21 protein-coding genes are annotated in these 20,370 nt (G+C 36.8%); 18 read left to right on the forward strand and 3 right to left on the reverse strand.

Translation table 11 applies throughout. The features are described from left to right. Positions 1 to 89: 89 nt before the first annotated feature. Positions 90 to 1,787, reverse strand: a complete 1,698-nt coding sequence (locus QM419_RS01300; protein ID WP_414277643.1) for an Ig-like domain-containing protein — start codon at positions 1,785 to 1,787, stop codon at positions 90 to 92. Between the two features lie 235 nt (positions 1,788 to 2,022). Between QM419_RS01300 and QM419_RS01305 the strand changes: the two genes are divergently transcribed. The 6 genes from QM419_RS01305 (at position 2,023) to QM419_RS01330 (ending at position 12,252) form a co-directional block, all read left to right on the forward strand. Continuing rightward, entirely contained in the window at positions 2,023 to 4,569 is a 2,547-nt protein-coding gene (locus tag QM419_RS01305; RefSeq protein ID WP_414277644.1) for a M1 family metallopeptidase, read from the forward strand. Positions 4,570 to 4,684: 115 nt separating this feature from the next. Beyond that, entirely contained in the window at positions 4,685 to 5,356 is a 672-nt protein-coding gene (locus QM419_RS01310; protein WP_414277645.1) for a response regulator transcription factor, read from the forward strand. Then, positions 5,349 to 6,683: a sensor histidine kinase gene (locus QM419_RS01315; RefSeq protein WP_414277646.1), complete on the forward strand. Its 1,335-nt coding sequence runs from the start codon at positions 5,349 to 5,351 to the stop codon at positions 6,681 to 6,683. Before QM419_RS01310 ends, QM419_RS01315 begins: the two co-directional genes overlap by 8 nt. Before the next feature lie 285 nt (positions 6,684 to 6,968). Beyond that, positions 6,969 to 9,299: an EcoAI/FtnUII family type I restriction enzme subunit R gene (gene hsdR, locus QM419_RS01320; RefSeq protein ID WP_414277647.1), complete on the forward strand. Its 2,331-nt coding sequence runs from the start codon at positions 6,969 to 6,971 to the stop codon at positions 9,297 to 9,299. 14 nt (positions 9,300 to 9,313) lie between these two features. After that, the gene (locus QM419_RS01325; protein WP_414277648.1) at positions 9,314 to 10,792 is read left to right on the forward strand and encodes a type I restriction-modification system subunit M; all 1,479 of its coding nucleotides are present in this window, start codon (positions 9,314 to 9,316) and stop codon (positions 10,790 to 10,792) included. Then, positions 10,789 to 12,252: a restriction endonuclease subunit S gene (locus tag QM419_RS01330; protein WP_414277649.1), complete on the forward strand. Its 1,464-nt coding sequence runs from the start codon at positions 10,789 to 10,791 to the stop codon at positions 12,250 to 12,252. Before QM419_RS01325 ends, QM419_RS01330 begins: the two co-directional genes overlap by 4 nt. Positions 12,253 to 12,403: 151 nt before the next feature. Here QM419_RS01330 and QM419_RS01335 read toward each other — a convergent pair whose 3' ends face one another. Continuing rightward, positions 12,404 to 12,679, reverse strand: a complete 276-nt coding sequence (locus QM419_RS01335) for a DUF3270 family protein (protein WP_254729758.1) — start codon at positions 12,677 to 12,679, stop codon at positions 12,404 to 12,406. Positions 12,680 to 13,049: 370 nt separating this feature from the next. Here QM419_RS01335 and QM419_RS01340 point away from each other — a divergent pair, with 370 nt between their 5' ends. The 10 genes from QM419_RS01340 to QM419_RS01385 all read left to right on the forward strand — a co-directional run bounded on the left by QM419_RS01340 (position 13,050) and on the right by QM419_RS01385 (position 17,665). Then, a complete protein-coding gene (locus QM419_RS01340; protein ID WP_414277650.1) occupies positions 13,050 to 13,550 on the forward strand; it encodes a modification methylase Sau96I in 501 nt (166 codons plus the stop codon). A 223-nt stretch (positions 13,551 to 13,773) separates the two neighbouring features. Beyond that, positions 13,774 to 14,019, forward strand: a complete 246-nt coding sequence (locus tag QM419_RS01345; protein ID WP_000601796.1) for a hypothetical protein — start codon at positions 13,774 to 13,776, stop codon at positions 14,017 to 14,019. Between the two features lie 31 nt (positions 14,020 to 14,050). Beyond that, complete coding sequence (locus tag QM419_RS01350; protein ID WP_414277651.1) at positions 14,051 to 15,553, forward strand: primase C-terminal domain-containing protein; 1,503 nt, start codon at positions 14,051 to 14,053, stop codon at positions 15,551 to 15,553. A gap of 88 nt (positions 15,554 to 15,641) precedes the next feature. Further along, a complete protein-coding gene (locus QM419_RS01355) occupies positions 15,642 to 15,803 on the forward strand; it encodes a hypothetical protein (protein ID WP_000600806.1) in 162 nt (53 codons plus the stop codon). 8 nt (positions 15,804 to 15,811) lie between these two features. Continuing rightward, on the forward strand, positions 15,812 to 16,015 hold the full coding sequence (locus QM419_RS01360) for a hypothetical protein (RefSeq protein WP_000878299.1): 204 nt from the start codon (positions 15,812 to 15,814) through the stop codon (positions 16,013 to 16,015). Between the two features lie 15 nt (positions 16,016 to 16,030). Next, positions 16,031 to 16,453, forward strand: a complete 423-nt coding sequence (locus tag QM419_RS01365) for a hypothetical protein (RefSeq protein WP_001292117.1) — start codon at positions 16,031 to 16,033, stop codon at positions 16,451 to 16,453. Next, positions 16,450 to 16,896, forward strand: coding sequence for a thioredoxin domain-containing protein (locus QM419_RS01370; RefSeq protein WP_000661092.1), 447 nt, complete (start codon positions 16,450 to 16,452; stop codon positions 16,894 to 16,896). The genes QM419_RS01365 and QM419_RS01370 overlap by 4 nt, the downstream gene beginning before the upstream one ends. After that, positions 16,889 to 17,119 carry a hypothetical protein gene (locus QM419_RS01375; protein WP_000167063.1) on the forward strand — a complete coding sequence of 77 codons (231 nt, stop codon included), beginning with the start codon at positions 16,889 to 16,891 and terminating at the stop codon, positions 17,117 to 17,119. The genes QM419_RS01370 and QM419_RS01375 overlap by 8 nt, the downstream gene beginning before the upstream one ends. 9 nt (positions 17,120 to 17,128) lie before the next feature. Further along, entirely contained in the window at positions 17,129 to 17,353 is a 225-nt protein-coding gene (locus QM419_RS01380) for a hypothetical protein (protein WP_000284341.1), read from the forward strand. A gap of 60 nt (positions 17,354 to 17,413) precedes the next feature. After that, complete coding sequence (locus QM419_RS01385) at positions 17,414 to 17,665, forward strand: hypothetical protein (protein ID WP_000436118.1); 252 nt, start codon at positions 17,414 to 17,416, stop codon at positions 17,663 to 17,665. Here QM419_RS01385 and QM419_RS01390 read toward each other — a convergent pair. Then, positions 17,651 to 18,610, reverse strand: a complete 960-nt coding sequence (locus tag QM419_RS01390; protein WP_000009937.1) for a hypothetical protein — start codon at positions 18,608 to 18,610, stop codon at positions 17,651 to 17,653. The genes QM419_RS01385 and QM419_RS01390 overlap by 15 nt on opposite strands. Before the next feature lie 74 nt (positions 18,611 to 18,684). Between QM419_RS01390 and QM419_RS01395 the strand changes: the two genes are divergently transcribed. Beyond that, on the forward strand, positions 18,685 to 19,686 hold the full coding sequence (locus QM419_RS01395; RefSeq protein ID WP_000573156.1) for a hypothetical protein: 1,002 nt from the start codon (positions 18,685 to 18,687) through the stop codon (positions 19,684 to 19,686). A gap of 181 nt (positions 19,687 to 19,867) precedes the next feature. Continuing rightward, a complete protein-coding gene (locus QM419_RS01400) occupies positions 19,868 to 20,155 on the forward strand; it encodes a hypothetical protein (protein ID WP_001096995.1) in 288 nt (95 codons plus the stop codon). Positions 20,156 to 20,370: the final 215 nt, after the last annotated feature.

A 20,370-nucleotide genomic window follows, 5' to 3' on the forward strand; every position in this document is an offset into this window, starting at 1 on the left:
TTGAATCTAGTAAGTAAAGTTACTGGATAAAGTCTTTCAAAGATGTGTATCTTTTGAATCCCTATTCACGTCACTTCTACATTGGTTGATTATTTTTTACGATAATGTAAAACTGTTCCTACAGCTACGATAAGCATTGCAACACCAGCAACAGAAACAATTAAGCTATTACGTTCACCAGTATTTGGAAGTCCTGGTTTGTCTCCAGTTGTTGAAACTGTTGTAGGTCCTCCATGAGTTGTAGTTGTTGAACTATTAGATCCAGGAGCTGTTGTCTCTGAAGTTGATTTCTCTGTAGTTGTAGAGCTTGATTTTTCTTCACTACTATTCTGGCTAGTTGGCTCTTCTGGAGTCGTAGTAGAAGTTGTAGACTCAGTAGTTGTTGTAGTTGTAGAGCTAGTTTCTTCTTCGCTACTATTTTGACTAGTTGGCTCTTCTGGAGTCGTAGTTGTAGTAGTTGAAGTCTTAGGCTCTTCAGTCGTAGTTGTAGTAGTTGAAGTTGTAGACTTAGGCTCTTCAGTCGTAGTTGTAGTGGATGAAGTTGTAGACTCAGTAGTCGTAGTTGTAGTGGATGAAGTCGTAGACTCAGTAGTTGTAGTAGTAGATGTCGTAGTCGTTGTTGAAGTTATTGAAGTTGTTGTGGTAGTAGATGTAGTCGTTGTTGTAGTTGTTGTTGTAGTTGTAGTTGTTACATCACTATTGTAGACTTGTGCATCTGCTGAAGCAGCTTTGTTAACCCAAGTGTTTTCTTTGGTTACAGCTGTTTTGTGTTGATCGCTTGTAAGAGAAGCAACGTTTGTTACGCTCTTGATTTGATCAGCATGTTGTAGAAGTGTTTGATATGATAGGGTAATTTCGTCTGTAGATGCAACTTTAAATTGGTCGCTGACCTTAGTCAAATCAAGTTTAAATCCATGTTCTGTCCACTCAATGTATGGTTCTAATGCAAGACCAGACATTGATACTCCGTTGACAACTAGAGTTTTACCATTGACTTTCAAGTCAAATGATGCTGGAAGGTAAGTTCCACCTTTGAAGTATTGAGACACATCTTGACCTTTAGCAGATTTAATACGGCTATAGTCAAGTGCAGGAAGGTTAGGCATTTGGTCAGTAAAGACGATGCTTGAAGCAGCTTCTTTCTTGTCAACAGCATTGTTTACTGAGATGTGCCAGAACAAGAAACCATCAGTAGTCTTATCAGTTACTTCTAGGGTATCTCTCCAGTCTGGAATTCCTGTAGGTCCCCAAATTTTTTGAGCATGTTGCAAGTTAGTGTTATCTGTACCACCAGAATTATACTTCTTAATCGGAAGTAGGACTGGTACTGGACCTTGTCCAGAACGTCTGACAATTGCAGATTCTGAACCGATTTTAATGGAGCGTTCTTGGTCTTGACCAGTGGTGTTATCTCCATCCCATTTATACCAGAATGATACGTTTCCTTCAGCCCCTTTATTTCCTCCTTTTACAAAGGTAATAGTCAGAGTCTTACCGTCATCTGATACCTTTCCTGTTGCAATTTCTTCGCCACTAGCATTTTTCATTGAGCTAAAAGCGGAAGAAGCAAACTTAACGTCCTCTGGCATAGAAATTGTGAATGTATCACCGACTTCTACGCCACCGTCAATTTCCCAGTGATATGAAATCTTTTCGCCTTCAGTTGTCACTTGAGAAATTTTCACTTGGCTGGTTAATTCTTTTGCTTGCGTTCTATATGCACCGATAGAAATTAGAAGTGCAAGGGCCGCAAACGCAGAAAAAACAGCAAAAAATAACTTTTTCATTGTTCCTCCTTTTTATAGTTTTTATAGTTGATATACCAAACAAGACAATTTTATCACTAACATATTAAGCGGTCAAATAATACGACTTAATAATTTTTATAAAACATCTTTAGAGTAATGAAGAAATGAAAATATTGTAAAAATCATTTCAATCCTTCTTTCTATTTAAAAATATGATAAAATAGGTATGTTTGAACTAGAGCATTTGCTCATAAATTTAGAATAGGAGAATATGATGCAAGCAGTAGAACATTATATCGAAACATTTGTTCCTGAACATTATGATTTATTTTTAGACTTGAGTCGTGAGACCAAGACGTTTTCAGGAAAAGTAACCATTACTGGTCAAGCTAAAAGTGACCGTATTTCCCTTCACCAAAAAGACTTGGAAATTGCTTCAGTTGAAGTAGTAGGACAAGCTCGTCCATTTACAGTTGATAACGAAAACGAAGCCCTTCATATCGAACTTGCAGAAGCAGGGTCAGTTGAATTGGTTATTGCTTTTTCAGGTAAAATCACAGACAACATGACAGGAATCTATCCATCATACTACACAGTTGATGGTGTCAAGAAAGAAGTTTTATCTACGCAGTTTGAAAGCCACTTTGCCCGCGAAGCCTTCCCATGTGTGGATGAACCAGAAGCGAAAGCAACCTTTGATCTAGCTCTTCGTTTTGACCAAGCAGAAAGCGAACTTGCCTTGTCAAACATGCCGGAAATCGATGTTGAAAACCGTAAGGAAACTGGCATCTGGAAGTTTGAAACTACACCTCGTATGTCTTCTTACTTGTTAGCTTTTGTGGCTGGTGATTTGCAAGGGGTAACTGCTACAACTAAAAATGGTACTCTCGTTGGTGTTTACTCAACCAAGGCACACCCACTTTCAAACCTTGAATTTTCATTAGATATCGCTGTTCGTTCTATCGAATTTTACGAAGACTATTACGGAGTTAAGTATCCAATTCCTCAATCTCTTCATATCGCCCTTCCTGACTTCTCAGCTGGTGCTATGGAAAACTGGGGTCTCGTAACCTACCGTGAAGTCTACTTGGTTGTAGATGAGAACTCTACCTTTGCCAGCCGTCAACAAGTAGCCCTTGTCATTGCCCACGAACTTGCTCACCAATGGTTCGGTAACCTCGTAACTATGAAATGGTGGGATGACCTCTGGCTCAACGAAAGCTTCGCCAACATGATGGAATACGTCTGTGTGGATGCGATTGAGCCAAGCTGGAATATCTTTGAAGACTTCCAAACAAGTGGAGTGCCAGCCGCACTTAAACGTGATGCGACTGATGGTGTTCAGTCTGTTCACGTTGAAGTTAAACATCCAGATGAAATCAATACACTCTTTGACTCTGCTATCGTTTATGCTAAAGGAAGCCGTCTCATGCACATGCTTCGTCGTTGGCTAGGAGATGCTGATTTTGCTAAAGGTTTGCGTGCTTACTTTGAAAAACACCAATACGGAAATACCATTGGTCGTGACCTTTGGAATGCCCTTGGTCAAGCATCAGGCCGTGATGTAGCAGCCTTTATGGATTCTTGGTTGGAGCAACCTGGTTATCCAGTTTTGACTGCTACAGTTGAAAATGATGTTTTGAAGATTTCACAAAAACAATTCTTCATCGGTGAACACGAAGACAAGAACCGTCTTTGGGTAGTACCCCTTAACAGTAATTGGAAAGGTTTGCCAGATACACTCGAAACTGAAAGCATCGAAATTCCAGGTTATGCAGCTCTTCTTGCTGAAAACAAAACAGCTCTTCGTCTTAACACTGAAAATACTGCCCACTACATTACTGACTATCAAGACGAATTATTGGATGCTATCCTTTCAGAATTAGTAGAACTTGATAATACAAGTAAGCTTCAAATCGTCCAAGAACGTCGCTTGCTTGCTGAAGCAGGACATGTATCATATGCAGACTTACTTCCAGTCCTTGATAAACTTGCCAAGGAAGAATCTTACCTGGTTGTTGCTGCAGTTTCTCAAGTTATTAGTGCCCTTGAGCGCTTTATTGATGAAGGAACAGAAGTTGAGAAAGACTTTAATAACCTCATTGCTAAATTGGCTCGTCACAACTATGAACGACTTGGTTTTGAAGCAAAAGAGGGTGAATCTGATGAAGATGAATTGGTTCGTCAATTAACCATTTCTATGATGATTCGTTCAAATGATGAAGAAGCTAGTCAGGTAGCAAGTCAAATCTTTGCAGCCCATAAAGAAAATCTTGCAGGACTTCCAGCAGCTATTCGTGCTCAAGTCCTCATCAATGAGATCAAACATCATGAGACTAAGGACTTGGTAGCGACTTATCTGGATCTTTACACTCATGCAACAGATGCAGTCTTCAAACGTCAATTAGCAGCTGCGCTTGCATATTCTACAGATGCAGAAAACATCCAAACCCTTCTTGCAACTTGGAAGGACAAATTTGTTGTGAAACCACAGGACCTTTCAGCATGGTACCTCCAATTCCTTGGACACCAAGCTACCCAAGAAACTGTTTGGGTTTGGGCGCGTGAAAACTGGGATTGGATCAAGGCAGCCCTTGGTGGAGATATGAGCTTTGATAGCTTTGTCATTTTCCCATCACACATCTTTAAAACAGAACAACGTTTGGCAGAGTATAAAGCCTTCTTTGAACCACAACTTTCTGACCTAGCTCTTAGCCGTAATATCAGCATGGGTATCAAAGATATCGCAGCACGCGTTGAATTGATTAAACGTGAGAAAGCAGCAGTTGAAGCAGTTGTTGCACAATATGGCAAGGCTTAAAAACTTCTTGACTAAATAGAATATAAAAACTCAACTTTCTCTTAGAAAAACAAGGAAAGTTGAGTTTTTTTTAAGATAATTTTGCTATAATGGATATAATAAGGAGGAATTTTTGATGATTAAAATTCTATTAGTGGAAGATGACCTAGGCCTGTCAAATTCAGTCTTTGATTTTTTGGATGATTTTGCAGATGTCATGCAGGTATTTGATGGCGAAGAAGGTCTCTATGAGGCTGAAAGTGGCGTCTATGACCTGATTCTATTGGACTTGATGTTACCAGAAAAAAATGGTTTCCAAGTTTTAAAAGAATTGCGTGAAAAAGGTATTTCAACTCCAGTTCTGATCATGACGGCTAAGGAAAGCTTGGATGATAAGGGACACGGATTTGAACTTGGGGCAGATGATTATCTGACCAAACCTTTCTACTTAGAAGAACTCAAGATGCGTATCCAGGCTCTTCTCAAACGTTCTGGGAAATTTAACGAAAATACCTTAACGTATGGTGATTTGACAGTCAATCTGTCTACCAATGAAGTTAAGGTACATGATGCTGTTGTGGAGTTGCTTGGTAAAGAATTTGAACTCTTGGTTTATTTCCTCCAAAACCAAAATGTCATCTTACCTAAAACTCAAATCTTTGATCGATTATGGGGATTTGATAGTGACACAACTATTTCCGTTGTAGAAGTCTATGTATCAAAAGTTCGTAAGAAATTGAAAGGTTCAGTCTTTGCTGAGAACCTTCAAACCTTGCGTAGTGTTGGGTATATTTTAAAACATGTTTAATAAACTAAAAAAGAATTGGTATGCAGAAGATTTCAGCTACTTTATCCGTAATTTTGGAGTATTCACGCTGATTTTCTCTGCCATGACCTTGATTATCCTGCAGGTTATGCACTCCAGTCTCTATACGTCAGTGGATGAAAAACTCTTATCACTGAGCAAAAATCCCCAGGACATTATTCAATTAGCGGTAAATCGTGCGACTGAAGACGTAAAGGATTTAGATGGTGGGAATGTAGCTCCAGCTTCTGATAAAAAACCAAATGTGAGTTCCAATACTGAAGTGATTTTGCTGGATTCGAATCTCAATCAATTGGTGACTGGCAATCGCTTTTTGGGATTAGATAGAATCACCTTCAATAAAAAGGATTTAAACCATATTCGCCAACTTCATGTTGTCAATAGCTACGGTCAGGATGAGATTTACCGTGTTGTCTTGACGGAAATAAATATTGATTCGGTTTCGACCAATATTAAGTATGCTGCTGTCCTGATTAACACGAGCCAACTAGAGCAGATCAGTCAAAATCACGAGCAGTTAATTGTGGTGGTCATGGCAAGTTTTTGGATTCTATCGATCATAGCCAGTCTCTATCTTGCTCGTGTCAGTGTTAAACCCTTGCTTGAAAGTATGCAAAAGCAGAAGAGCTTTGTGGAAAATGCCAGTCATGAATTGCGTACTCCCTTAGCAGTTCTTCAGAATCGCCTGGAAACTCTTTTTAGAAAACCAGAAGCGACCATTATGGAATCAAGTGAGAGCATCGCTTCGAGTTTGGAAGAAGTTCGAAATATGAAGTTTCTAACGACAAATCTTCTCAATCTAGCACGTAGAGATGATGGTATTAAGCCTGAGTTTGGAGAGGTAGAGCCAGACTTCTTTAATACAACCTTTACTAACTATGAAATGATTGCATCCGAAAACGATCGTGTCTTTCGTTTCTCGAATCGTGTTCATCGCACTATCATCACAGATAAACTCCTCCTCAAGCAATTGATGACCATTCTGTTTGACAATGCAGTCAAATATACAGAAGAAGAGGGAGATATTTATTTTGAGATTTCAACGACAGAACGTAGTCTTTATCTAAAGGTAGCAGATAATGGAATTGGTATTTCTGCAGCCGATAAAAAGAAAATCTTTGATCGATTTTATCGGGTTGATAAGGCACGTACACGTCAAAAGGGTGGTTTCGGATTAGGTTTGTCATTGGCCAAGCAAATTGTTGATGCCCTTAAGGGAACTATCAACGTTAAGGACAACAAACCAAATGGAACTATTTTTGAAGTCAAGCTAACTATCTCAACACCATCCAAACGAAAGAATAAATAAAAAAACATAGGATTGTTCAGTTTGAGGAAAAATCAAATACAATTGAATACCTATAAGAATGAAAAGGTTAATCGGTAGAATCGTCTACTGATTAACCTTTTTCTTTTAATTATGATAGAATAAAGTTAATGGTATTTTAGGTACTTTGTAGTTTAGAGGTATCATGACAGTTACGTACAATCAATGATGGCAGGCCTTTCATATTGATTTACGACTTAAGTAAATAGTATGTTATCGGTATCACTGAAATAGACGCTTTAAATAATAGCAAGGAGCATACATAAAATGAGTACAATCCTCACAAAAAAAGAAATGACAGAAGAAGACATTAAATTTCATTATATTAGCCCTGCTATTGTCTCTAAATGGGATAAAGATAAGATAACTATGGAGACAAAAATAACAGATGGTAAAATTAATCTTCGTGGGAATTTGATTTCGAGAGAAAAACCAAAGAAAGCAGATTATGTACTCTATCTAAATCCAAATAAACCAATTGCTATTGTAGAAGCAAAAGACAATAAGCATAGTATATCTTACGGCTTACAACAAGCCATGACCTACGCTGAAATGCTTGATGTTCCTTTTGCTTATAGTTCCAATGGAGATGGTTTTTTTGAGCATGATTTTTTAACTGGGAAAGAACGAGAACTTTCTTTGGATGAGTTTCCTACTGAAGAAGAGCTCATAAATAGATATAAGGCGGAATCGAATGATGGAGAAGGGCTAAGTTCGCAAGAAGAAAAAATCATTGAACAGCCTTACTTCTCAAGTATGAACTCATACCCTCCTAGATATTATCAAAGGGTTGCAGTAAACAGAACTGTTGAACAAATCGCGTCAGGAAAAGATAGATTACTGCTTGTGATGGCGACTGGAACAGGAAAAACCTATACTGCATTTCAAATTGTCTACAGACTGCTTCAAAGCGGGATGAAAAGAAAAATCTTATATTTGGCGGATAGAAATATCTTAGTCGATCAGTCTATTCAACAAGATTTTTCTCCTCTTGAAAAAGTCATTCATAAAATCAATGTAGCTAAGGATGACCCGAACACGATTACTTCTCATCAGGTCTATTTTTCACTTTACCAACAGTTAGTTGGGGAGGACGATAAAGAACATTTTTCTGAACTGTTTAAACCAGATTTCTTTGATCTCATTATCGTAGACGAGTGTCATCGCGGTTCTGCTAAGGAAGAATCTAGATGGAGAAAAATCTTAGAATACTTTTCTTCTGCTACACAAATTGGGATGACCGCAACACCAAAGGAAACAAAATATGTTTCGAATATCAATTATTTTGGAGACCCGATTTATACCTACTCTCTTAAAAAAGGAATTGAGGACGGCTTTTTAGCACCATTTAAGGTGATCAATATTAAAACTGATATTGGTGAGGGTTGGAGACCAGTCAAAGGACAAAAAGATAAATTTGGAAACCTCATTGAAGATAGAGAATATAACAATACAGACTATGATTACAACATCATCATAGAAGATAGAACCAATCAAGTAGCTAGTGAAATTACAAAATATCTCAAAGCGACTGACCGTATGGCAAAAACAATTGTTTTTTGCCCAACAGAAGAAGCTGCTGAAAGGATGAGAATTGCCCTAGTCAACCATAATGCTGATATGGTAAAAGAAAATCCAGACTACTGTGTTCGTATTACAGGAAGTGATGATTATGGGAAAAGTAAGCTAGATTACTTTATATCTGTATCTGCAAAATATCCTGTTATTGCCACAACATCTAAACTTCTATCCACAGGCGCAGACTGTAAGATGACAAAACTGATTGTTTTAGATGAAATGATTGGATCGATGACAGAGTTTAAGCAAATTATTGGTCGTGGTACCAGACTTCGTGAAAAAGAAGGAAAGACCCACTTTGTCGTGATGGACTTTAGAAATGTCTCAAGACTCTTTGCTGATCCAGAATGGGATGGTCCAATTGAAATTGATGATGACTTTGACCCTGAAAATAAATCTAAAGGTGGTAACAGAAAGAAAGGTGGAGGTCTTACCCCACCAAATCCTCCTGCAATAAAACCAATTGTTGATAGAAATGGATGCAGAGTTGAAATCATTCACAAAACAGTATCTGTCTACGATACAAATGGTAAGTTGCTAAGACAGGAAAGTATTGTCGATTATACCAAAGAAAATATTCGGGGTGAATACGCGACATTAGACGCCTTTATTCGTGAATGGAGAAAAGACCCCAAAAAAGACAAGATACAAAGTATACTCTTAGAGCGTGGGATTGACATCAAACAACTCAAAAAAGAACAGGCTATGGAAGAAGTCGATGATTTTGATTTTATATGCCATATTGCCTTTAATCAAAAACCACTGACTAGAAAAGAACGAGCAGAAAATGTAAAGAAACAGGATTTCTTTAGTCACTATAATGGAGTTGCTAAAGAAGTGTTAGAAGCACTACTTGATAAGTATATGAATAAAGGAATTACAGAAATTACGACTACGGAAGTTTTGAGATTAGATCCTTTTATGAAACTAGGTAAGCCATCTAAAATTGCTAGTTACTTTGGAGGAAAAGATGGCTATAAACATGCTGTAGAAGAACTACAAAATGCAATTTATAACTAAGGAAGGATTTAATAATGAGTAATCTATCAGGATTTATAAAACGATTACGAGATATTATGCGGAACGATGCAGGTATCAATGGAGATGCCCAAAGAATTGAGCAAATCACATGGATGCTCTTTCTAAAAGTATACGACGCAAAAGAAAGTGACTGGGAAATGAACGAGGATGATTATACCTCCATTATTCCCAATGAATGCCGATGGATTAACTGGGCGCATGATGATAAGACTGGAGTTGCTCTAACGGGAGATGATTTATTGAATTTTGTCAATAACACGCTCTTTCCAACACTAAAAAACTTAGCAGTCACTCGTGAGACACCAATCAAAAAAGCGATTGTTCAGACAGTTTTTCAAGATGCCAATAACTACATGAAAGACGGAGTCCTTCTGAGACAAGTTATCAATGTCATTGATGAAATTGACTTTGGAGATTATAATGAAAGCCACGCCTTTGGAGAAATCTATGAGACCATCCTAAAAGAACTACAAAGTGCAGGATCTAGTGGTGAGTTCTATACACCTCGTGCAGTAACGGACTTTATGGCCAAGATGATAGAGCCGAAGATCGGTGAAACCATGGCGGACTTGGCTTGTGGTACAGGTGGCTTTATCACAAGTTGGCTCAAAGAGCTTCATCAAAAGGTAGAGACAGTTGCTGATGAAGAAGCCTATTCTTCGTCTATCTATGGAATTGAAAAGAAACAATTTCCCTATATGCTGGCGGTTACCAATATGCTCCTTCATGATTTGGATGTTCCGCAAATCTACCATGACAATACGCTACTGAGAGATGTACTCGACTATACAGATGATGACAAATTTGATGTTATCCTGATGAACCCTCCTTACGGTGGTTCCGAGAAAGCAGATGTCAAAAGTCATTTTCCGGCTGATTTAGCAAGCTCTGAAACGGCAGACCTTTTCATGTCGGTTATCATGTATCGTCTAAAAGAAAAGGGACGAGCAGCTGTAATCCTGCCAGATGGATTTTTATTCGGTACCGATAATGCCAAGGTCAATATCAAAAAGAAACTCTTAAATGAGTTTAATTTACATACCATTATCCGTTTGCCGTCAAGTGTCTTTAGTCCCTATACTTCGATTACGACCAATATTCTTTTCTTTGCTAAGACAGGTCCTACAAAGGAGACTTGGATTTATCGACTAGACAAACCAGAAGGCTACAAGAACTTCTCAAAAACAAAACCCATGAAGTTAGAGCACTTTGAACCGGTTATCTCTTGGTGGCATCAACGAGAAGAAATCCTAGTAGACGGTTTTGACAAGGCTAAGAAATTTACCAGAGAAGAGCTAGAGGAAAAGTACGGCTACAATCTCGATCTATGTGGCTACCCACATGAAGAAGAAGTCATACTAGCCCCACACGACCTGATCCATGAGTACCAAGAAGAGAGAGCCAGCCTCAATGCAGAAATTGACCGAGTCCTAGAAGAGATAGAAAAACTGTTGGGAGGTAAGATTCAATGACCCCCCAACAATTAAAAAATGCGATCTTGCAGCAGGCTATCCAAGGAAAACTAGTCGAGCAAAGAGCAGAAGAAGGCACAGGTCAAGAGCTTTATAAAGCCATCCAAGACGAAAAGCAAAAGCTGATCCAAGAAGGTAAACTCAAGAAACAAAAAGCCCTCCCTGGAATCACAGAAGAGGAAATCCCCTTTGAGATACCTGAGACCTGGAAGTGGGTGAGGTTGGGGGACTTATCCAAATCGGTACAATATGGGTATAATGCTCCTGCAAAAAATGAAGGGCGAATCAAAATGGTTCGTATAAGTGACATTCAAGACGATTCTGTATGTTGGGATACAGTGCCATATTGTGATATTCGTGAAGAGGAAATTGAGCAATACTTACTAAAAAATAATGATATTTTATTTGCTAGAACAGGCGGAACTGTTGGGAAATCATTTTTGGTAAAAAATATAAGTGAAAATGCAATTTATGCAGGATATCTTATTAGAACACAATATGGAAAAAACATTGTTCCTCAGTTCTTAAAATATTTTATGGGCAGTGAACTATATTGGTCACAATTACGTATTGGTACGATTGCTACAGCACAGCCGAATTGCAATGGGCAAACTTTGTCAAAGATGATACTCCCCCTCCCCCCTCTCGCAGAACAAAAGCGGATTGTCGAGAAAATCGAAGAACTTTTGCCCCTGGTTGAAAGATATGAAAAGGCCTGGAATAGACTAGAAGAACTCAACAAAAAGTTTCCTCTCGATATGCAAAAGGCTATCCTCGGACAAGCTATCCAAGGAAAACTAGTCGAGCAAAGAGCAGAAGAAGGCACAGGCCATGAACTTTATAAAGTCATCCAAGACGAAAAGCAACAGCTGATCCAAGAAGGAAAACTCAAGAAACAAAAAGCCCTCCCTGAAATCACAGAAGACGAAATTCCCTTTGAGATACCTGAAACTTGGAAGTGGGTGAGGTTAAGGGAAGTAGTGTATAATCATGGACAAAAGAAACCATCTTCAACTTTTTCGTATATAGATATAGGTTCTATTGATAACGAAAATCAGAGATTAAATGAAAATGAGAACATTATAGAAGCAGAAAAAGCCCCATCCAGAGCAAGAAAAATAGTTCATATGGATGATGTGCTATATGCAACAGTTAGACCATATCTCCACAATATGTGCATTATAGATAAGGATTTTGTTTATCCACCTATTGCAAGCACAGGTTTTGCGGTAATGGCTTGTTTCAATAATTTTTATAATAAATATTTATTTTACTATCTCCTTTCACCGACCTTTGATAGATATGCAAATTCAATTGAAAATTCTAAAGGAGTTGCTTATCCTGCTATTAATGATGAAAGACTCTATAAGGCAATAGTCCCCCTCCCCCCTCTCGCGGAGCAAGAGCGGATTGTAGAGAAAATCGAAGAGCTTTTGCCCCTGGTTGAAAAACTAAAATAATCTTGACCAAGACATCCAACTTGCTGGGTGTCTTTTTAAAGTACCTTAATGGATTTTTGTAAAACGTAGAAAATCTCCAAGTCAAGATAGCTATCTCAACACCTTCTAAACGAAAGAATAAATAAAAAAACCTTCGATTCATCGAAGGTTTTTATTTGAATTTTTTCTTGATAAAAGTACGCTGAAATTGCAATGCTACAAGACTAAGGCCGATAGCCAAAGCAAATGATAAGACAGTGTTTACTTTTAGTGATAAGAACAAAAAGCTAAAAATCGCTAAAAAGACGCAGAAACATGCGATGTTTACAAAAAATAGAACTTCCTTTACACTAGCGACAGAAGCATTTTCTGGAACATAATCTTGAAACTGAGCAGTTTTTACACTTTCTTGTTCTAACTCATACGGGTGTAATTTTCTAGCGGGCATATTTCTCTCCTTAACAATACATTACTATTTTATCACTTTTTAAAGAGAGAATTATTACAGAATGGTTACAAATTGCATAAAATCTGTTATCAAGAGAAATTTCGTAAGTGGTAAGAGTTTTTAGAAAATCAAATAATTCAATATTTTTAGGAGAACAGAGAAATCTGTTCTCTTTTTTGTTCGCTTAAAATTCTATTTGAAAGGAGTTCAACGATGTTAGGATTAGAGATTGTAATGAATTTAGACACGTTAGAAATCTTTGACGTTATCGATCATGATAAGAATGGAAACAGCGAACAAGCGCCTACAACCATCCAGTTAAGCTTATTTGACTCAATGACGTGCATTTAACAGAAGGAGATATATTAGGATGGACAGAGAAGCGCTATACAATGAATTAATTCAAAGCGAACCATTAGGTTTCATTGATCCCTTTTCTGACCTTGGGGAATTCGATCCTCTTCAGCTGAAATTTAAACAACCCGTGAAGGACTTAGTGAATCGATATTCAGGGCAGCCTTACAGTTTGGCCTGGCAACATAAAATTATGGAAATGCGGAAGTTGTTTATTGATTATCAGATAGCATTAAATGAAGAAGATAAGCAGATTAACTTTCAGCGAAGAACAAGAAGCGAAGAGTCCAAAGAACATGCTACTACTATTGTAACAACATATTTGAAGTTGGGATTTAGTTTTAAAGAAATTGAGAAGCGTGTTTCTTTATCTTACAAACAACTTCGTAGAGGCTGGAGAAGAAGTGACCATGTAATGACAAGTAGTCCTGAATTTTATAGCAAAGGGGACTTATCTGAAGGTTTCTGCTTACCGAGTAAAAAGCTACCTAAAAGCATGAGAATAAACGAGGGATAGAAAATGGAAACTGGAATTTGTAGACGATGTGCTTGCAACTGGGTTACACCTTGTATCGATGAAAAGTATGGTCCTTGCTGGTGGGTAGATAAAAACAGAACGCTGTGTAGTCACTGTTTTTATGGATTTAATGATGAATCTTGTCAGACAAAAGTTTATTACAGACCAGGTTGTTATCAGAAGAATTGTTGAATAAATGAGAATGAACATAGGAGGAAATTATATGATTTTGTTGTTTATTGTATTGTTTATTATAGGAGTGTGCATTTCGTTCAATGGAGTATTTATCATAGCTAAAAATACAGACATTAGACTTGGCTGGAGTGGTGAGAAAGATTTCTTTTTGTCTCTAAGTCCTTGGGAATGGATGTTAAGTATATTTTTAATTTTGGTAGGAGGGGCAATGATTTACTTCTCATATAATGAGTTGGCGCCATATATTATAAGTGTACTTGACTTCAAACTATAACTAGTGAAGGGATATGAGTGTCCTAAAAACCATGAAAAAGATTGATTTATTAAAATGCTTATCCATCATCACAAAAGACGGATTAAGAACACAAAAATTTAAGAATAGTCATCTACAGCTCATCTCTTCAGCTGAAGAAGGAAGACGAGGCTCTGTATTTGCTTATCGTTCAAAAGCGAATATGGTGAAGGCACGTGGTGTTGTTTTAACCTCCGTCGAATCATTGCTAGAGAACCAGGATCAGTTCACACACTGGACCCCTAACGTATATTGCTATGGAAGCTATAGCGATGCTGGTCGACGGATTACACGTGGGCACTCTGAAGATAATCTTAGACAGATTAACACATTCTACATTGACTTCGATATTACCTCTGCAGCTGAAGAAATGACGACAGGAGATATTTTAACCGCTTCTCTGGAGCTAGGTTTTATGCCAACGTTGATTCTAAAATCTGATAAGGGATTTCAAGCCTATTTTGTCCTATCAGGATCAGCCTATGTTACAGCTCATTCCCAATTTCGAGTGGTAAAGGTGGCTAAAGCTATCTCTCAAAATTTGAGAAATTACTTTGCTCAAACTTTACCAGTAGATTTGACTTGTAACCATTTTGGGATTGCTCGGATTCCTCGAACCGATAATGTCGAATTCTTTGAACCTGACTATACCTATTCATTCCAGGAGTGGTTAGATTGGTCAATGAAGCAATCAGAACTTCCTTTCCCAAGTAAAAAGCCCAATTTGACGGTTATTTCGGGCTCTGAAGGGGTGAAACAGATTGATGAGCCCTGGTATCAATTGCTGATGAGAGAGGGGAATATCAAAGGTGGAAAAGCCTTGATGGGAAGAAACAACGTTCTTTTCACGCTGGCTTTAGCCAACTTCTCTTCAGGAATCGATCAGGAAGAGTGTGAGGAGGTTCTTTCTAGTTTTAATGCGAATCTAGACGAGCCACTCTCTTCAGCTGAATATCATAAGATTATCACAAGCGCCTACTCAGGAAAATATGAAGCTGCTAGTCGTGATTATGTGATGACTTTATGTAAAGCATGGGTCAATCAGGAACTCAAGGCTTCAGATCTCTTTGTGAAGCAACGTTGGTACAAATTTAAGAAGAAACGTGCTGACAGGAAGAATAGTCATCTCTATGAATGGAAAACAGACGTAATGGCTTATTTAGAAGGTTTCTATCAATCCGAGGATCCATTTATCCAGACGACGAAAAAAGAGATACGAGAGAAGTTGAACATTCCTGAGCGCTCATTAGACAAAGTATTGAAGGTTCTCAAAACAGAACAAAAGATCTTCTTCACAGTCAAACACGGCCGTGGAGGAGGCATCAGATTAGCCTCTATCAAAGCAATCTTGCTTTCCCTTATCAAGGTGAAGAAAGAACGTCAGGAGGCTTATATGGCCAATATTGCTGCTTTCTTTGAAGAAAGTATAGAGTTCACTCAGAGAGTGATAGAAAGGGTTAAAGATGGCTTTAAACAAACACAACAACTATCTTTATTTGAGCTTGATATTGGATAATTTTAAAAACCCGCAATCTGCCTTACATTTATATCTACGATTATTGCTCAGATATAAATGTATATAAAATAATCTATGGAGGAATGATATGATTTTGATTTTAGTTGGATTCTTTAGCCTTATATTTGTAGGAGGACTTTTCTTAGTTCTCTCACTTATAGGGATTCGTCAACAAGTTCGTTTTGAAAACGGATATGATTCTGAATTAGAGACAGATCGATTGGCAATGATTGGCCAAAATAGAAAGTGAGAAGAAGAATGAAGTACGTAATTTTCAGTTTTGAATTAGGTGACTATATTTGTAATGGGGAGAATAAAGTTTTAGTTTTTGATACCTTGGGACTAGCTTTTCAGTATCTTCAAAAACATTACCGTAAACCACTTCCTGAACAAAGAAAAAAGAGATTGATTCACTATCCTGACGTGTATCAAGCTCCGTTTAGACTTTTAAAAGTTTGTTAGGAAGGTGAAAGGTCGATGTCAGAGTTATTCAAAATCATTAGAGGATACTACCTAACAGGGGTTGGTCAGGAACCATTGGCTTATTATTTTAAGCTTTCATCGGATAATTTAAAATTTGAGTCTGTTTCTGCAGGGGATGTGGCTTTAACTTTTTATCAAAACGAGGAGAGTATTTCTAGCATTCCAGCGATCATTAGAGTAGATAGTGTTATCTCGAATGATAAAATGATTTCAGATTACCTGCAGGAGGAGTTGAGAGATCATTATCCAATGTTGCCAATTGTCCGTGTATTGGATTCCGAGGAATTTGATCCTTTACTCTTTCAAGAAGTGATGACAACGTTCACTAACTTGAAATTAGAAATAAAAGAATTGGCCAAGATTGATTATGTTCAAGGTTCCATATTTGATTTTATGGATGAGGAGGAGATAGGATGAAAGAGCTTTTTACGCATGTTAAGTTAGCTCTAGGGACTCTTCTTGTCATTTTACTTGTGAGTCTCGCAGTTTTAGGAGGATATAGGCTGTATAAAGATTATTTTATCTTAGATTATGATCCTCACCTTACTCAGAAGGAATACCAGAATACTGTACTTGATCAAAATGTAAATCTAGTATTTTATAAAAAAGATTGTCCTTACTGTCAGGTTGGAAAAAGTGTGGTTGTAGATGCAGCCAATAAAGGTTCCTATCCTACATTTTACATTGACACTCAGACAGAAGAAGGTCAAAAGTTGGTAGAAAAATACCAGGTTGAAAAAGCTGCAACTATCATTAAGATTCGTAAGGGAAAAATAAAGAAATATCTATATGCTTCAAGAGATTCAGAGGAAAAGATTGTAGCAGATGAGAAAAGTATTCAGGAGGCCATAAATGACTAAAAGGGTAAAGCTAAGTAAATGGGCCGAGACAGCCTTTCAAAATGATTGTGAACTATGGCGTACTAGGACAAATGAAGGAATGGTTGTTTTAGGAAAATTATCAGATGGAACGTTTACCCTACATCGTTTTAATGATGAGGGAGGAAGACTAACACATATTTCTCAAGATGAGGCTCTTTGGCTAACATTGGATTTGGCACCTGAAAAGTTAGGTTGTATTTAAGGAGACAGTATGTATCAAATTTTAAATGCTATTGCGCATGGCGTGGTTGGAACTATCTTGATTGCGATCTGGTTTGTACCGCTCTTCAGGATAACTATATGTGATAACTTTGGAAATGAAATTAAAACGAAAAGGCTGCCATTAGCGTTCTTAATGTTACTAAAAAGTGTTTGGCCGAAAAGTAAGGTTTCATTTATTTGGAAAGGATATAAGAAGCATGGGAATCAGAGATAAGCCATTATTATAAAACCATAAATAGATACTATGTAGAATTAGAAAGGTGAAAATAAGAATATGGAACAAAAATATTACGCTGTTCTTATGCAAATCAATGTTGGAAAAAGTGTCTGGTTAGTCCAACAAAAAAATGGTCAATTAGCTTGGTCAGACGAAATCAGCGGTACAAGAGTTTTTAATAGTTTTGAGGAAGCTAGGGAAGCTGTTGAAAATCATTTTCTAGAGAATTTTAGATTTATTGGTTCATACAAAATTATAGAGTTCACTTATCAAGAATTGTTAGATTTTGAAATATTAACTGATGACTAAATAGTCCAAAATATCTTCATAGCTTACGTCGGGATTAATGTATTTCTTAGAACTATGCTTAACAAACTTTCCAAAGTAAAATAGTTTAAGAGGTTGTTTATCTTTTGATGCTTTTTCTAATATTTTCAGCTTTCCTTTAACTCCATGATGGCTAGCGAGGCTTTTGTTAATCGTTATAGTTGGATAATTAGAGTCTTGTTCAATTGTGCATAAACTATGGAATCTAACTAAAAAATAACTTTTTTCAGGGTTCTCTTTGTTGTCAATAGACTTTACTGTTGCAGTATCATAATAGATATGAACATCTTCTAGGTTTATTCCTCTTTGGTTTGCTTCTTTTAGATTGACAAAGTATCTTTCGAGTTGGATTTCTCTTTTATATTTATCATAGAATGTATACTTCTCTCCAGACTGGTATTCTAAAAAATAATTGACTAAGTCTCTGAGTTGTTTCACATGGCTACGGAAAGTCCTCTTGTCCTCATCAGTACGAGAGGAATGAGAGCTCTGACGATGAATTTCATCTTTATTTGACTCAGAAGAAAAATTGGATTCGTCTTTCTGTCTAGGTTTAGTTATAGTAGCCAAGCTCCCTTTAACAAGGTCTAAGTCAATAATCAGTTTATTTTTCTCACGATAAAAAGAGATATGATTTTCAGACGTTACTTCTTGTTCCCTTTGTTGATAATGTTCAATCATACGTTGACAATTATTAGGGTCATGTTTTTGATTTCTTGCCCCAGGAGTAAAATAGGGAGTTTTATTAAAGTCTGGATTATTGAAGTTAGCTAAGGTTAATTTGAAGGAGCATTTTTCTCCACATTGAAATTTTTTGGCATCAGTTAAATGATTAGGAGTTCCGATTAGAGAACAGGAAAAATCAAAGGCTTCTTTTGGAGTTACGTGTTGTTTTAATTCTAAACTATAAGCAGATTGAAAAGACATAAATAATTACCTCACTAATAATTTTTATTTTATTTTATCATTATTTCACATAGAATAGAAAGGATAAATCTATCATGATAGAGACAGCAAAACGATGGATTGAAAAGATAAAATCTAGCCCAATTTTGAAACCATTTATTAAGATTAAAGTTTGGTTTCAAGAGAATATTATTAAGAGAAAACTAGTTATTTTCTCAATGTTGTTTGTGACCTGGTTGACCCTTTTGATGGGAGCAATTTTCTCGCCACAAAGACAAACTTATACTTCAGAACAACTCAAAACAAAGCAGATTTTTGCGAATGGCAGTGGTGAGATGAAACTGGTCAGCCAGGAATATTCACCAGATACTGGAATTATTGTTTTACAATTTGAGACGAAAGATGCTACGACTTCGATAGATCGGGGCATCGATGCCAAACGATTGAAATGGAAACTTTATGCGCAACATAAAGATTCAAAAATAGAAATGGATGTTGTCCCAATCATTGATAATAAAGTATCAGTTATTATTAAAGGAGTTCCGAAAAATTTTGGTGCATTTGCGATCGATGTGACAAATCAGACAGTCGCTTCTAGTTCAATTGATGTGAATATTTCATCGCCATCCAGTGATTCTAAAAAGGTTTCTCAGAAGAAATCTGAAGAAGATGACACTGTACAATTTTTTGTAACTCCTCAAAATACTCAGCTTGAAATTAAAGCTATTGAGGTTGTCTCCAGAGAAGAATTTACTCTTCAGGAAATAGAAAAAGAGATCAATTTCCAGAATGAACAGTCTCAAAAATTGACAACCTCAATTGCTCAATTAAAGGAATCAATTGAAGATGATAATTCACGAAAAGCGAGTCTTCAAGCGGAAGCAAAATATCTAACAGGTGATGATCTCGAAGCCAATCAAAAGAATATTGCTACGCTGGATACCAATATCGAAACGAAGAACAGAACTATTGAAACAGCTTATAAAAACATTGAGAAGTTAAAGGCTAAATTAGAGTCTTTGGATAAGAAAAAACAGGCAGTCAAAGATGGAACATTTGAATTTTCAAATCCTATTGAAACTGTAGAAATGAATTAAAAAAGTGAAACAAAGAGCGCATTTTCGATGATGAGCGAGTTTGTGTTTACCAACAAATAGCAGTCAAAAATCTCCTTAATTTTTGAATTAAGGGGATTTATTTTTTATGATTGTCCCTTTAAAAAATAATTTGAGATTTTCGGTTACAATTGGATTAATTAAATAAAAAGGAGAAGTAATCATGGCTAAAAATGATTTAACAAAAATTGATAATCAACTAGAAGAGGCAAAGAAAAAAGTTGCCCTTTTGGAAAAGGAACGTAAAGAAGCAGAAGAGAATCTTCAAAAACAAATTGGTAAAATCTATGTTCAAATTCAATTGAAGAAAAATAAAAATCAGTCGTATGAATCGATTTTTGAAGAGTTAAAAATGGAACTAGGTCTCATCAAAGAAGAGGAAAAAGAACAACGTTTAGCAGCGAAGAAAAATCGTGAAGAAGGCTCTCTTCCAGCTGAAAATCAGTCTTAATTTTTGAGTTTTGAACTTCTAAATAAAGTCAAAAATGGTGTATGTAAAAGTATGTAAAGAATAAAAACAGTGTAAGTATAACACCTATAAAGTGTGTAAAGGTAAGTATAGCTTGTGTGTGTAAGTAGGTGAAACCGAGAAAATTGATATCATTGGAAACGTTGATACTATCAACATATCACGGAACGTGATATCAGTTTCCCTTATGCTCTTTT

Source organism: Streptococcus infantis (assembly GCF_047464715.1).
Classification (GTDB): domain Bacteria; phylum Bacillota; class Bacilli; order Lactobacillales; family Streptococcaceae; genus Streptococcus; species Streptococcus infantis_S.

Bases quoted from the DNA above. Each gene is read 5' to 3' on its own strand.
- QM419_RS01300 (WP_414277643.1), bottom strand. From the start codon at position 1,787: ATGAAAAAGTTATTTTTTGCTGTTTTTTCTGCGTTTGCGGCCCTTGCA.
- QM419_RS01305 (WP_414277644.1), top strand. From the start codon at position 2,023: ATGCAAGCAGTAGAACATTATATCGAAACATTTGTTCCTGAACATTAT.
- QM419_RS01310 (WP_414277645.1), top strand. From the start codon at position 4,685: ATGATTAAAATTCTATTAGTGGAAGATGACCTAGGCCTGTCAAATTCA.
- QM419_RS01315 (WP_414277646.1), top strand. From the start codon at position 5,349: ATGTTTAATAAACTAAAAAAGAATTGGTATGCAGAAGATTTCAGCTAC.
- hsdR (WP_414277647.1), top strand. From the start codon at position 6,969: ATGAGTACAATCCTCACAAAAAAAGAAATGACAGAAGAAGACATTAAA.
- QM419_RS01325 (WP_414277648.1), top strand. From the start codon at position 9,314: ATGAGTAATCTATCAGGATTTATAAAACGATTACGAGATATTATGCGG.
- QM419_RS01330 (WP_414277649.1), top strand. From the start codon at position 10,789: ATGACCCCCCAACAATTAAAAAATGCGATCTTGCAGCAGGCTATCCAA.
- QM419_RS01335 (WP_254729758.1), bottom strand. From the start codon at position 12,679: ATGCCCGCTAGAAAATTACACCCGTATGAGTTAGAACAAGAAAGTGTA.
- QM419_RS01340 (WP_414277650.1), top strand. From the start codon at position 13,050: ATGGACAGAGAAGCGCTATACAATGAATTAATTCAAAGCGAACCATTA.
- QM419_RS01345 (WP_000601796.1), top strand. From the start codon at position 13,774: ATGATTTTGTTGTTTATTGTATTGTTTATTATAGGAGTGTGCATTTCG.
- QM419_RS01350 (WP_414277651.1), top strand. From the start codon at position 14,051: ATGAAAAAGATTGATTTATTAAAATGCTTATCCATCATCACAAAAGAC.
- QM419_RS01355 (WP_000600806.1), top strand. From the start codon at position 15,642: ATGATTTTGATTTTAGTTGGATTCTTTAGCCTTATATTTGTAGGAGGA.
- QM419_RS01360 (WP_000878299.1), top strand. From the start codon at position 15,812: ATGAAGTACGTAATTTTCAGTTTTGAATTAGGTGACTATATTTGTAAT.
- QM419_RS01365 (WP_001292117.1), top strand. From the start codon at position 16,031: ATGTCAGAGTTATTCAAAATCATTAGAGGATACTACCTAACAGGGGTT.
- QM419_RS01370 (WP_000661092.1), top strand. From the start codon at position 16,450: ATGAAAGAGCTTTTTACGCATGTTAAGTTAGCTCTAGGGACTCTTCTT.
- QM419_RS01375 (WP_000167063.1), top strand. From the start codon at position 16,889: ATGACTAAAAGGGTAAAGCTAAGTAAATGGGCCGAGACAGCCTTTCAA.
- QM419_RS01380 (WP_000284341.1), top strand. From the start codon at position 17,129: ATGTATCAAATTTTAAATGCTATTGCGCATGGCGTGGTTGGAACTATC.
- QM419_RS01385 (WP_000436118.1), top strand. From the start codon at position 17,414: ATGGAACAAAAATATTACGCTGTTCTTATGCAAATCAATGTTGGAAAA.
- QM419_RS01390 (WP_000009937.1), bottom strand. From the start codon at position 18,610: ATGTCTTTTCAATCTGCTTATAGTTTAGAATTAAAACAACACGTAACT.
- QM419_RS01395 (WP_000573156.1), top strand. From the start codon at position 18,685: ATGATAGAGACAGCAAAACGATGGATTGAAAAGATAAAATCTAGCCCA.
- QM419_RS01400 (WP_001096995.1), top strand. From the start codon at position 19,868: ATGGCTAAAAATGATTTAACAAAAATTGATAATCAACTAGAAGAGGCA.